Raw genomic sequence first — 13,651 nt, 5'->3', positions numbered from 1 at the left:
AGAAATCAGTGTAACACAAAGAGAGAGGGGGAGCAATTTACACACTTCGCATCATACCAAAGGCGATCTCACTATCCATGTTGGGCGCCAGGAAGGCGATCAGCATCTTCGTTATAAATGTCTCTATTTTCGTGTCATAGATCCGGAACTGATCGGAGATAAACCCTTTTCCGCTTTCCCTGATCCGTTCGGCCAGCGTATCCATATCGATGAAGGCCAGGTACCGTTCCCTGTCTTCCGGTGCAATGAAAGTCTGTGCGAACAGATGAAAGCTCTGCTTAAGACCGGTATATCTCTGCTCGAACATCTCAAACGAGCCGTTCGACAGAACCCGCTCAATATAGCCTTCCTTCAGATGGACGGCGACCACGCCATCGTAAACCATGGCCAGAGAACGCAGATAGGCATCAGGCTTTTTCTGCTTTCTGGAAACCTCCCTTTCCTCTGTATAACTGATCGACAGCCGCAGCATGTACCGGCTCCCGAACTGCGCAACCTTCTGAGCCTCCAGCCGCATCATCTTGTCCCGCTCCGGGTAGACCAGAACCATCTCCCGGTTCCCACTCTCCACCTTCTTCACAAAACGTTCATAGGTATTATGGGTCACAACGCTCTTGTCATTCAGTCTTCTTTCGGCTTCCTCGAGTGACTCGATCCCAACCTCATGCAGAATCTGCTGGAAAGCGTCATTCAAGAAAACCGGATGAAAGTCGCCGGTATCGTGCTCAAGGAGAGCCAGCGGCTTGTCGCTGATCATATCCACATGACCGATCTCCGCATAATAACCGGCCATCGAGTGCGGCTCAACTTCCAGGCCGTTTTCCTCGATATTCCTATTGTAATCCGCCCGGTTCATCGGCCTTCCAAAATAATACCCCTGTACTTTCTCACAGCCGATCGACCGCAGATATTCAAACTGCTCCTTTGTCTCCACGCCTTCCGCGAGCGTCTGCGTCTTCATCTCCTTCGCCATGGAGATGACCGATTTCAGGATCATCCGGCTTCTCTCTGTGAAGGAAGAGAGAAACATCATATCGATCTTGATCTCATCAAACGTGAAGTCCTTAAGCGTGTTGAGGGATGAATAGCCGCTCCCGAAATCATCCATCCAGACCTGGTAACCGAGCTTCCGGAAGCGGTCCATCGCGCTCTGGATGACAGCTGTGTCCTGCATCAGGGCTGTCTCCGTGATCTCGACGCAGAGATAATCCCGCGGGATATCATACCGGGAGACATTTTCCTCGACGACCCTGACCGGATCCGTATCCTGAAAATCCAGGCGGGAAAGGTTGAAGGAGATCGGGACAGGCTCATCTCCGTTGTCCAGAACTTCACGGATCGTCTCACATGCCTGCTTCACCACATATGTATCGAGCAGATGAATCAGATGCGCCTGCTCGAGAGCCGGTATGAAGGCAGCCGGTGAAAGATTCCCTTTAACCGGGTCATGCCAGCGCGAGAGCGCCTCCGCCCCGCAGACTTTTCCGGAGAGCGACCGGATCACCGGCTGAAGAACGATTTCGATCCATCCCTTTGCAATCGCTTCGCGGATGTGGTCCACGATGTACTGATCAAGTTTCAGTCTCTCCGAGAGGGACTCGTCATAGATGCAGACAGAGCGCGTCATATTTTTTGCAATCGAGTCACACGCCAGCTTCGCGTAATCGCAGGCCTCGTTGGCCCGGACCGCTGCGTCGCTGATGTGGTAAAGCCCGGCCTTCATCCTTAAGACGGACCGGGTGTCAATCTTCGATACTCTCCGGATGACCTCGTTCGTCTTCGCTTCCACCTCACCCGACTTTACGCTGACGACGAAGTGATCATCCGCGAAACGGGCAATGATGTCTGTCCGGAAGACGTCCCTCAAGATATCCGCAATGCTCTTCAGCACATGATCGCCCGCCTCAATGCCGTAGGTCACATTGTACAGCTTGAATGACGAAAGATTGAAAAAGACAATCCACCGGTCCGGGATCCGATTTTCTTTTTTCACTGTCTCGCGGATCTGTTCATTGCAGGCGAGAAACCGGCGCATTCCCATAAGCCCGGTCAGATAATCAAACTCAAAAGAGATTCCTGTATCTTCATGGACCTGCTCTCTGTCTTCCTGCAGCGTCTCCTGCCTCTCTGCTTCACTCATCGCAATTTCCCCCTCGCTTGCGATCTTTTTCAGTTATCGGTTCTGCCTCTCCTGATCTATAAGGCCCCGGGAAAACAGAAAGCTTCCCCTTCCTGCATCACATAATCAAATTAAGTGTAACACAAATGGGAAGGGGAGGACAAAGAAACAGCTCGAATTCATCAAAAATGAGCTCAGTTTGTATTACAACTGCATTCTGACCTTGGCTAGTCCCGCTTCGATGTTCCGGTACATACCGTTCAGATCTTCCATGCCTGCAAAATGGCCACGGTGATACATGATTTTCCCGTTCACAATAGTCGTCTCGATATTCGGAACACAGGATGAATAGACGAGCGTTGCCAGCGGGTCATGCATCGGGAAACTGGTGAGGTGATAAGGATCAAAGATGATCAGATCAGCCTTCTTGCCTTCCTCAACCGATCCGATCTCATCTTCCATTCCGATCGCCTTCGCGCCTCCCATAGTGGCCGCTCTTAAGATCTGCTTTGCGGTCATGATCGTCGCGTCGCGATAGTTGGCTTTCTGTGTTACTGTGGCCATTTTCATCGTTTCCAGCATATTCGTCGTATTATTGCTGGCCGCGCCATCCGTGCCAAGCGAAAGATTGATTCCCTGCTGCAGCATTTTCACCGTCGGAGCGTAGCCTGAAGCAAGATACATGTTCGCCATAGGACAATGGCTGACATTCACGCCATGTCCGGCAAAAAGGTTCAGTTCATGATCCGTCAGATTGACACAGTGCACCGCAAGCATCTGGTCTGACAGAAAACCGATTTCATCCAGAAGGTCGACAATATTCTTTCCATAATAGCGATTGCTCATCTCATTGTCGACTTCCGTCTCCTGAATATGCATGGAATAACGGACATGCTTCTCCCTGCAATATTCAAGCATCGTCAGGTAGCCTTCCTTTGTCGTGGACCAGGTGACATCCGGTCCGGTCCAGATCTGAAGCATGTCGCTCTTCCCGTTATACTGACTGACAAGCTGATCGGTTTTCTTCATCGCATCCGCTGCTGTTTCGATGAAGCAGTCCGGCATCCCATACTCGGTTCCTGTATCCTGAAACGTTCTGATGAAGACGCTTCGAATTCCCAGCTCCTGCATGCCTGAAATCACGGCGTGGGCCAGCTCCTCAGACTGCGTCGTATAGAAGAATTCGCACAAAGTGGTGCATCCTGACTGCAAAGCCTCCGCACTGGCAAGCCGCGCGGCTTCATACTGCAGATCCGGCCCGATCTTGGCTCCATACGGAAGCGCCGATGCATTCAGCCAGTCAATCAGGCGTTTGTCGGCACCGAGTCCTTTGAGAAGCGACTGGAAGATATGGATATGCGTGTTGACGAACCCCGGAAACACCACCTTGCCCCGGGCATCAATCGTCTTATCCGCATCAGGCAGCTTCTCTCCCGCCTTCAGAATCCGTGCAATTCTTGTCCCGTCAATCAGAATTGAAGCATTTTCAAGAACGGTATCTTCCGAATCAACCGTATAGACTGTTGCATTCTGAATCAGCGTTTTCATCCTGTTCACCCTTTCCCGACTCAAAGTCGATCATCGTATTTGCGGATCCTTGCCAAGATCTTCCGGCTCATCCAGATCCCGCAGAATTCCTGCGTCATCCACGTCAAGATAATATTTTGTCGCACCACTGAGAGAATCGAATGCGCCTTTCATTCCTCCGGAGCCATGGTATCGGAGAAGGGACGGAATCACCTCCCCGTCAAAGAGAACAGGGTGCCCTGCATGAAAATGAAAGGACGGGTACACAACATTCTCTGTCCTCTTCATCTCAAGACGAATGGTCTCTGATTGAAAGAAAGGCACATCAACCGGGCAAAACAAAACACGTTCAGCCTTACCCTGCAGATATCGAAGCCCGACCTTCGCGCTCTCGAACATATCCGTCGTTGCAAACTTCTCGTTATGAAGAAATACGATAGGATACTCTTTCAGCGCCTCTCTGAGACGATTTTCATTAAATCCCGTGATCATGACAATATCGCGGATACCTGCCTCCCGGATTAACCCGACAACCCGCTCAGCCATACTGACACCATTGATCTCCATGAGCTGCTTGAACTGCTTCATACGCGTCGATCTGCCCGCTGCCGTAATCAATGCCGTACAAGATACCGTATGATTCTTCTCCATAACCGCCACCGTTCTGATTTTTCGGAAGATCATCTCCGCTTCCTGGAATAAAACGTGTCCTCCAGAGGCAGTCGGCATCGCAGCTTCCCGTCCTTTGCGAAATAAGCGCCTCCGATGGCGGCGGCCGTAGGAATACTGGTGATTTCTCCAATTCCCTTAGCCCCATAAGAGGTTCCAAGCAGCGTCTCTTTCTCGACCGTATCGGCCTCAATATCCGGTATCTGCGTGGCACGCAGAAGCCCGAGCGTGCCGAATTTTGCCTGAGGAACACAGTCTTTCAATGGAAAATTCTCTGTCAGCGCATATCCCATGCTCATCAGCGCTCCGCCCTCAATCTGGCCCTGTATCGATACCGGGTTGACGACCTTTCCCGCATCATACACGGCATAAATGGTTGTCACTTTTCCCTGATCATCGAGCACAGCGACATTTGTGCCGAAAGAATAAGTCACATGACTTTTGGCATTCGGAACGTCCGCGCCCAGTCTGTCCGTCGGTTCAAAATATTCGTAATAAAATTTTCTTCCCTCCAGCGCTCTGATCGCGGCATCAGGATCCTTCACCGGAGAGCCGCTGATCGCGGTCTGAGTTCCTTTCTTTCCATAGGTACCCTGATCCAGACCGCTTCCATAGGCCGACAGTGTTCCATCTGATTCAATGGTAAAGGCAGGACTTACAAAGCCGTTTCGATCCACCGGTGCAAAATCCGTGGTCGTTCCATACTGCGCGGTCTGATTCATGGCCTGCCTCGGATGGATAAATCCCTCTGTCTGCCTTAAAACATCCTCAATGGACTGCCCGGACTGCGCTGCTCTTTCCGCGGCCAACATGGCATCCCGAAGAAGAAAAGCGGCACCTCTGACCGCTTCTCCTGTCAGAAGCGTCTGTCTTGATCCGGATGTCGCACCCGAATCAGGTGCATTTTCTGTATTGGCGATTCCGTTCCGGATTCTTCGGATCGTAAGTCCGGTCGCCTCCGCCACATCCTGACAGAAAACCGTCAGACACCCCTGTCCGATATCGGCCGCCGCAGAATAGATGACCACCTGCCCATGCTCAATCACCAGACGGGCGCGTCCTTTATCCGGAAGACCCACTCCGACACCGGCATTTTTCATGGCGCAGGAGATCCCGCAATGATCGGCATTCTGATCAAAATACGGTTTGACCTCAAGAAGTGTCTCCTTCAGTGCCGTCGATACATCCGCGATCTGACCGTTCGGAAGTACTTTTCCAGGCTCGATCGCATTGCGGTATCGGATTTCCCATGGCGAGATCCCCGCCTTCTTCGCCAGAACGTTGAGAAGAGATTCAACTGCAAATTCAGACTGGCAGACACCGAATCCCCGGAAAGCGCCTCCCGGCGGGTTGTTGGTGTACCAGCCATATCCTCTGATATCGGTATTCTGATAACAGTACGGGCCTACTGAATGCGTGCATGCCCGTTCCAGGACAGGGCCGCAGAGTGACGCATACGCCCCTGTGTCAAAATGAATCTCGCAATCCAGTCCTGTAAGAATCCCCTGTGCATCGCAGCCAATCGTAAAGGTTCCCTTCATGGCGTGGCGCTTGGGATGGAAGTTGATGCTCTCCTGCCGTGTCAGCTTCACCTTCACAGGCTGCTTGAACCGAACTGCAGCCAGCGCTGCAAGATGCTCGACCGAAAGATCCTCTTTTCCCCCAAATCCGCCTCCGATCAGCATATCCTCCACAACGACTCTCTGAGGATCGTTCTCCCAGCCGAACATATGCAGAATTTCTCTTCTCGCGTCGTATTCAGACTGGTTGGCAGCCAGCACTTTCACACCGTTTTTGTACGGAAATGCAACGGCACATTCCGGTTCAAGAAAAGCATGTTCCGTAAAAGGGGTTGAAAAAGATCCTGTTGCCGTAAAAGCCGACTCTTCCAGTGCCTTTTTCGCATCTCCCCGAATGACATGCCGGCTCTGACAGAGATTTCCACCGGAATGCACTTTCGGCGCGTCCGCTTTCTTCGCTTCTTCAATACTGCGGACCGGTTCCAGGACTTCATATTCGATCCGGATCCGTTTTTTTGCCTCCATCAGAGTCTGCATGGATCCCGCAACCACCAGACAGATAGCATCCCCGACGCATCTCGTTATGCTGCCTTCACCGATCAGAACATCCCAATCCTGCTGGATATGCCCGACTTTATTGACCGGTACATCCTTTGCAGTCAGAACGCCCAGTACCCCCGGAAGCGCAGCGGCTTCCGCAAAATCTATTTTTTTCACAAGAGCCCGCGGATATCTGGAACGAACTGCCGATGCATAAGCTAAAGAAGGCATATCCGAAGGGACCATCTGAGCATACGTGCAGCCGGGGTCATCCGGATTAAGCACCACCCTGTCAGCAGAAAGCGTCATCCCGGTCTTTTCTGCCAGAACCTCCGCTTCTCCTGATCCTTCTCTCACAAAATATTCCGGTCCTATATCATCCGGATATTTTCCGTATCCCAGCACCTTTCTTCTGACATCGACACGGATCGTCCTCGTTCCGATGCCCGCATCCGGATCCTCCGGGGACACATCCATCACACGGTCGCCCCGGAGAATCTCCGCCGCAAGTCTGATCGCCTCGATGATTTTTTTATATCCGGTACACCGGCAAAGATTTCCCCGGATTCCAGCTTTGATTTTCTCCTCTTTCGGATCCGGATTTTTGTCGATCAGAGCCTTCGCGCACATAACCATCCCGGGTGTGCAGAATCCGCACTGAACCGCACCCTTTACCCCGAAAGCATAGACAAAGACTTCTTTCTCAAAAGCGGACAATCCTTCCACTGTCGTGATCTTCCGGCCTTCAGCACGCTTCGTGCTCATGACACAGGACTTGACTGCGACGCCATCGGCGATCACCGTACATGTTCCGCAGGCACCTTCAGAACAGCCATCCTTCACTGAATACAGGTGAAGATCATCCCGCAGAAAGCGGAGGAGCGGTTTATCTTCATCGGTTGTATATTCCTTACCGTTCACCGTCAACGTATACGCCATTGTTTCCCTCTCCGGATGTTCTGTTTCACTTAAATCCCGCGTAACGGTCAGACAGACGTTTACATTTTTTCCCAGAGACGTCTGGCCTGCACTCTGGATTCCGCAAGGACCTTCTCTTCATCCACACCCAGAACCACACCATCTCTCATCACGATTCTTCCGTGGCAGATCACCGTACTGATACTCCGACTGTCCAGACCGAAGATCAGATGGGCTTCCAGCGTATCACGATTGAGAGGTGTCGGCGGATCATAACGGGACAGTACAAGGTCCGGGACAAACCCCTCTGCAATCTGTCCGAACTTCTTATCAAAGAATCTGCCCGCGAGGATCGGATTTCCCTCCGTCACCATTTTCCAGAGTTCGCCCCATCCCGCGTTGATATCATGGGAGGATAACTTCAGCAGTGCACTGCCGATCCGAAGGGAATCCGGAACACTGTGCGTATAACCATCCATTCCCAGGCACGTCAGAATACCCTCATAAACCAGTTCCCTTGTGGGCGGACAGCCGACAGCATTATTCATGTTCGATTCAAAATTGTTGACGACAGCCGCATTTTTCCTGCTGATCCTCTCCATATCATCCCGGTTCAAAAAGACGCCATGCGCAATGATCGTCTTATCATTCAGAAGGTCATACCGCTCAAGACGCTCCGGAATCCGAACACCATAGCGGGAAATGCAGTCCTCTACATCCTCCTTACTTTCCGCAACATGGATGTGACAGCCGCCGCCTTTCGGAAGCGCTTCCCTGACTCTTGTCAGGGTTCGGTCGGAGAGCGTAAACGAAGCATGAAGGCCCATGACGCCGGTATTCAGACCGTCCTTTTTCTCCTCCGCCTCTTTCATCCATCGGACGTTTTCCCTGATGGCGGCATCTGCCTTCTCCATGCCGTTTCTGTCCGAGACCTCAAAGCAGGAACAGGTCCGGATTCCGATCTGATCGGCTGCCTTTCCGATCACGGAAAGGCTCCCGTCGATGAAACCGAACGAGACATGGTGCTCAAATTGGGTCGTGACGCCATGATGAACCGCATCCAGATAGGATACGAGTGTCTCGATCTCCACCTGCTTCTCATCAAGAGATTCGTCCAGTACCCACCATTTACGCCTCAGATTTTCCATAAAGTCAGTCGGCTGGGGATCCTTTATACAAAGTCCGCGTACAAACGATGCATAGCTGTGCTCATGCGCATTGATGAAGCCGGGAAAAACGAGATACCCTTCTGCATCCAGGTAATCGTAATTGATCCCGTCATACTTCCGGAGAACAGACTTCGTTTCCCCGATATCCGCAATGATGTCACGATCCGGATCCAGCACAACCGCACCATCTTTCACGATGCCTTTCTCTGTCATCGTGATGATGGTGCCATTTCCTACAATTAGAAGTTTTTTTCTCTGATCGTCCATTTGCATTTTCCTGTATGCCTGCCTGATTGTCATCCGTTTGTGGCAGCCTGCGATGGGATCCTTTTCAGGAATCCAGCTGCCTTCCCGATCTTCAGGAATTGTCTTTCTCCACGAGATCAAGAAAATCCCGAAGCAGGTTCATGGAAACCGTTTTTCTGTAATCCGCCGTGGAACGCTGATCATCGATCGGATGAATCACATCGTCGTAGAGTGTCATGATCTTTTCTCTGTTCGAAGAAAGCTCATCCATCGTCATGCCGCGAATCAGCTCTTCTGCTTCAGCATTAGTCACGACGGTCCTGCCTACCGCGCCAAACGCCGCAGCAAAGTCCTCGATCTTCCCGTCCTTTCGTCTGACTCGTCCGAAAAAAGATAGTTTGGAGATCGCTTCTGCCCGTCGTGCGCCAACTTTCTTTTCATAGTAAAGGTTCTGATCTCCAAGAGAATCCGCCGGGATCAGAAACCGAACGATCAGTTCCTCCGGCCGGATGACCGTTTTCCTGACACCGGTAATGAAGTCCCGGATCGGAAGCGTTCGCGTAAAGACCTGTCCTGCCGGATCCAGATCTGCCAGGACAATCCCGGCACGCAGCGCATAGAGCATAGGGAGTGAATCACCGGCAGGAGATGCGTTGCCTGCATTGCCACCGAGAGTCGCCCGATTCCGTATCGCAGGAGAAGCCATCTGCTCAAACACCTTCTTCATAAAATCAGGAATAATCGGATTCTCCAGAAGTTCAGTGATCGTGGCGGCGGCTCCGATTTCCATTCCACTTTTTGTTTTCCGAACCGTCTTAAGTTCAGGGATGCTGCCGATGAAGACGCATTTATTCTTCCAGACTTTCCGAACCATCAGATCGGTACCGCCTGCAAAAACAGTCGCATCACCGGATTTCATCTCCCCAAGAGCGTCCGATATCGTCAGCGGGCGGCATCTTTCCATAATCCACGCCCCCTTTCTGCAGCCAGTCGGATACCATCAATGATCATGTTATAACCCGTACAGCGGCAAAGATTTCCCGATATCGCCAGCCTGATCTCATCGACTGAAGGCGAATCATTCTTCTCCAACAGCGCCTCGGCTGCCATCACCATTCCAGGAATGCAGAAGCCGCACTGTACAGCGCCGGCATCTCCAAACGCCTTCTCGATGGTGGCATATCGTTCCGTCCCCCGGAGTCCCTCGATGGTCGTGATGCTGCACCCTTCTACACTTCCGATTGCGACAAGGCAGGAATTACAGAGCCGTCCGTCAATGATCACGGAGCAGGCACCGCATTCTCCTTCTCCGCACCCTTCTTTCACTCCGGTCAGCTGCAGTTCTCCGCGGAGAACGTCGAGGAGACGGTCTGTCGGTGATCCATGAACGCTGCACCACCTGCCATTTACCTTCAGCTTGAATTCGGCCGGAGCATTCTCCGCAGGACCTGTTTCCGTCCTCACTTTTCCCTGACGCATTGCCAGTTCAGCCATGCCCGCGCCTCCTCTCCATTTTCTCTTCAATCTTCTCCGGCGTAACCGGAATATTGGAAAACATGCATCCGCTGGCCTTTTCGATCGCCTGCACGACAGCCGGAGCTCCGCCAAGAAGCGTCAGTTCTCCTGCTCCCTTTGCGCCAAACGGCCCACAGTCATAATAATTATCGACAGTCGCTGTATCAAAATGCGCTGAATCCATCGAAGTCGGAATCATATAGTCCGTCAGGCTCCCCTGCTGCAGGAATCCGTTCCGGTAAACCATATTTTCCATCATGCCGTACCCGATTCCCTGCATCAGGCCGCCCTGAATCTGCCCTGCCAGAATCCGTTCATCAATCGCAATTCCCACATCATACACGCCGCAGCCGTAAACCACACGGACTTCTCCGGTCAGGGTATCCAGTTCCACTTCCACCACATTGCAGCCCCATCCGTAAGTCGGATAAGGGTCTCCCTTAAAGTGCTCCAGATCCCATGGAATCATGAAGGAGGGGTGTTCATAATGCTTGATCACAGTGTTCTCGACACCGCTTTGCCATTCTTTGCGGATCTGCTCACCGGCTCTCTGAAGTAGTTTTCCCGGTATCATGATTGATCTGGAGGCAACAGTCGGGCCCGAATTGACACAGACAGCTGTATCCGGCTGATCGTAGATGACATCGTCTAATGGAATGCCGGCCGCCTCGGCCACGATCTTGCAGAAAGCCGTCTTGACACCCTGTCCGATCTCGTTGTTGACAGTCAGAATCTCGACTTTATCATCTTTTCTCTTATGGAGTTTGACCTCTGATTTCAGGAAATCTTTTTCAGCGGATCCCGTGAAACCCATGCCATGAATTGAGAATGACATTCCGATTCCCCGCCTGAACCGTCCTGTCTGACTGCGGTATTTCTCCCGTTTTTCACGATAGGAGGACAGCTCCTCCGCTTTGTCAATCAGTTGATCCAGAATGACAGGATAGTGAAACAGCCCGTCCGTTGATGTCTTATCAAACTGTTTCACAAAGTGACGCATCTTGAAATGCAGCGGATCTTCTCCGACGAGGCCGGCAAGATGGTCCATCAGTGTCTCGATCGCAAAATGTGTCTGAGGTGCTCCAAAGCCGCGGAAGGCACCGCTTGGAACATGATTGGTCATCACGCATCTTCCGTCGACATAAAGGTTCGGGATATTGTAAACCCCCGTGCACGTGATCACGGAGCGCTGCAGGACAACGGCACTGACTGTCGTATAAGCGCCTCCGTCCAATGTCAGATCCACCTTAAGTCCGATGACCGTCTTGTTCTCATCCAGCGCAGCCCGATACGTCACTTTGGCGGGATGCCGCTTCGGAGTATCCGCGACATCTTCCCGGCGGTTCAGCACGACTTTCACCGGATGTCCTGTCTTCATGGACGCGACCGCCGCCTGGCAGGCAAGCTCGGACGGATAATCCTCTTTTCCTCCGAATCCGCCTCCCGTGTAGGCGCTGATCACATGAATATTCTGGAACGGGATACCGAGCACTCTCGAAGAATAGTCATGAATATAATATGGGTTCTGCATCGACCCGGTTATGGTCAGATGTCCGTCCTGATAATCCGCGACCATGCCGTTTGTTTCCAGATACATATGTTCCTGATAGCCCGTCCGGAAGGTTTCCTCATAAACAGAAGCGGCATGGTCAAAAACCGAGAGGCCTTCGCCCTTCTCATAATGATAGGCGACCTGTACCTTCGTCGACGTCTCGATCGTATCCGTCAGCGGAAGATCCTCATAATCCACGACTACCTCTCCGGCAAGGCTTCTTGCTGTTCTGCGATCCGGACCGCAGATCATCGCGATGCCTTCTCCGACATAGTTCACTTCGCCCTCTGCAAAGAGCCTCTGCCCATCCTCCTGATTCCGAAGGTAGTTCTCCTTCGGGACATCCTGTGCATCGACGACAAAATAATGCTCGGGAAGGTCCGGATAATGAATGCCTGTCATCTTCGCGTGTGGTCTTGTGGAACGCACCAGTACGCCCTGCAGCATTCCTTCCATCTTCGTATCATCCGTATAAACGGCAAGGCCTGCCACCTTGATATGATTGTCGCGTCGGACAACCGGTGTCTTGATCAAACTCATCCTGCTGCTCCCGTCTCTCTTCGGCTATCTGTGATGAATAGCATTTGTTCATCCGGATGCCTGACGGCAATCCGGATGAACGCACAAGATACAAGTTTATAAAGCCCGGAAATTATGTTTCCTGCCAGAGGTCAGTATTTTTATTTCCATGTGCCTTTCACATTGTCAACCAGGAATTCCTGATTCAGAATCTCGTCATCCGGCATCGTCTTGCCTTCTTCAACCAGGACATTTCCTTCGTTATCCTTCAGCTCGCCGGCATAAACATCAATTTTCCCTGATGCGATATCCTCCTGAACCTTTTCCGCATCCGCAAGAGCCTGATCCGGAATGATATCCTTGTTGAAGACAATCTGAGCACAGTCATGTTCCGCGCCCCAGAAATAGTTATTGACCGTCACCTTGTAATCACTGTTGACGTAATTCGTGACGATATCATCATAAATCGGAGTCCAGTTGAAGACGAACGATGCGGCAACGGACTGCGGCGCGTACGCTGTGTGATCGACGTCATAGCCTGTGCAGAAAGCACCCGCGCTCTGGCATGCCTGCGCAACACCGGAAGATGTGGTTCCTGCTCCGATATATTTGATACCGGAAGCAATCAGCGTATTGGCGCATTCCGTCTCGGCCGCCGGATCATACCAGCTGTTGGCCCACAGAAGGTTGACGGTTGCATTTTTGTTATATGCTTTTGCACCAAGGGCAAAACCATTCACAGAAAACCGCACTGAAGCTTCCGACATACCTGCCACATACCCGAGCTGGTCCGAATCAGACATCTCGGCCATCAGATAACCGATGACATACATTGCATCATAGGCGCGGATATGATAGGTGATCAGATTATCCGCCGGCACGCCGACCTGAACAAACTGCACATCCGGATATTTCTTGGCGAGATCGCTCAGAATCGGAGCATATCCGGTAGAGCCGCCGATGATCATATTGCAGCCGTTATCCACCATCTGCTCGACTGCATTGGTCGTGGCAACCGTCTCCTCCGACACACCTTCGACGTAGATAAACTGATCATCTGAAAGCCCCAGATCTTTCATCGAACGCTGGAAGGCGTCATACTCCGCCTGGTTGAAACCGCCGTCATCATGTGAAACGTTCAGAATCATGCCGACTTTCAACTTGCTGATATCGCCTGTCAGAGGAGCTGTTTCCTCCGCCGAATCAGGAAGACTTTCAGCAGATGCCGCTTCTGCGACGGAAGAAACAGCCTCTTCTGAAGAAGTTGCGGAAGCCGAAACCGGAAGGCATCCTGCCAACATTCCAACGGCCAGTACACCACTCAAGAGTGCGGAAATCATCTTTTTTCTCATAAGCT

At 51.8% G+C, this 13,651-nt stretch carries 9 protein-coding genes; all 9 read right to left on the bottom strand.

The window, feature by feature from the left end:
• Positions 1 to 37 precede the first annotated feature (37 nt).
• The 9 genes from G4C92_RS13335 to G4C92_RS13295 all read right to left on the bottom strand — a co-directional run bounded on the left by G4C92_RS13335 (position 38) and on the right by G4C92_RS13295 (position 13,646).
• The gene (locus G4C92_RS13335; RefSeq protein ID WP_274940319.1) at positions 38 to 2,140 is read right to left on the bottom strand and encodes a putative bifunctional diguanylate cyclase/phosphodiesterase; all 2,103 of its coding nucleotides are present in this window, start codon (positions 2,138 to 2,140) and stop codon (positions 38 to 40) included.
• Positions 2,141 to 2,323: 183 nt separating this feature from the next.
• Positions 2,324 to 3,667 carry an amidohydrolase family protein gene (locus tag G4C92_RS13330; protein ID WP_274940318.1) on the bottom strand — a complete coding sequence of 448 codons (1,344 nt, stop codon included), beginning with the start codon at positions 3,665 to 3,667 and terminating at the stop codon, positions 2,324 to 2,326.
• 30 nt (positions 3,668 to 3,697) lie between these two features.
• On the bottom strand, positions 3,698 to 4,330 hold the full coding sequence (locus G4C92_RS13325) for a nucleotidyltransferase family protein (RefSeq protein ID WP_274940317.1): 633 nt from the start codon (positions 4,328 to 4,330) through the stop codon (positions 3,698 to 3,700).
• The gene (locus G4C92_RS13320) at positions 4,327 to 7,314 is read right to left on the bottom strand and encodes a molybdopterin cofactor-binding domain-containing protein (RefSeq protein ID WP_274940316.1); all 2,988 of its coding nucleotides are present in this window, start codon (positions 7,312 to 7,314) and stop codon (positions 4,327 to 4,329) included. Before G4C92_RS13320 ends, G4C92_RS13325 begins: the two co-directional genes overlap by 4 nt.
• Positions 7,315 to 7,373: 59 nt before the next feature.
• Positions 7,374 to 8,729, bottom strand: a complete 1,356-nt coding sequence (ssnA, locus tag G4C92_RS13315) for a putative aminohydrolase SsnA (RefSeq protein ID WP_274940315.1) — start codon at positions 8,727 to 8,729, stop codon at positions 7,374 to 7,376.
• Between the two features lie 91 nt (positions 8,730 to 8,820).
• On the bottom strand, positions 8,821 to 9,672 hold the full coding sequence (locus G4C92_RS13310) for an FAD binding domain-containing protein (RefSeq protein ID WP_274940314.1): 852 nt from the start codon (positions 9,670 to 9,672) through the stop codon (positions 8,821 to 8,823).
• A complete protein-coding gene (locus G4C92_RS13305) occupies positions 9,651 to 10,202 on the bottom strand; it encodes a (2Fe-2S)-binding protein (protein WP_274940313.1) in 552 nt (183 codons plus the stop codon). The genes G4C92_RS13310 and G4C92_RS13305 overlap by 22 nt, the downstream gene beginning before the upstream one ends.
• Positions 10,195 to 12,315: a xanthine dehydrogenase family protein molybdopterin-binding subunit gene (locus G4C92_RS13300; protein ID WP_274940312.1), complete on the bottom strand. Its 2,121-nt coding sequence runs from the start codon at positions 12,313 to 12,315 to the stop codon at positions 10,195 to 10,197. Before G4C92_RS13300 ends, G4C92_RS13305 begins: the two co-directional genes overlap by 8 nt.
• A gap of 140 nt (positions 12,316 to 12,455) precedes the next feature.
• Positions 12,456 to 13,646: a BMP family ABC transporter substrate-binding protein gene (locus G4C92_RS13295; RefSeq protein WP_274940311.1), complete on the bottom strand. Its 1,191-nt coding sequence runs from the start codon at positions 13,644 to 13,646 to the stop codon at positions 12,456 to 12,458.
• Between the last annotated feature and the right edge of the window lie 5 nt (positions 13,647 to 13,651).

The sequence above is a fragment of the Chordicoccus furentiruminis genome (assembly GCF_019355395.1).
GTDB classification, from domain to species: domain Bacteria; phylum Bacillota; class Clostridia; order Lachnospirales; family Lachnospiraceae; genus Chordicoccus; species Chordicoccus furentiruminis.
The sequence above is the reverse complement of the archived record's forward strand: the minus strand, read 5'-3'. Positions and strand labels throughout refer to the sequence as shown.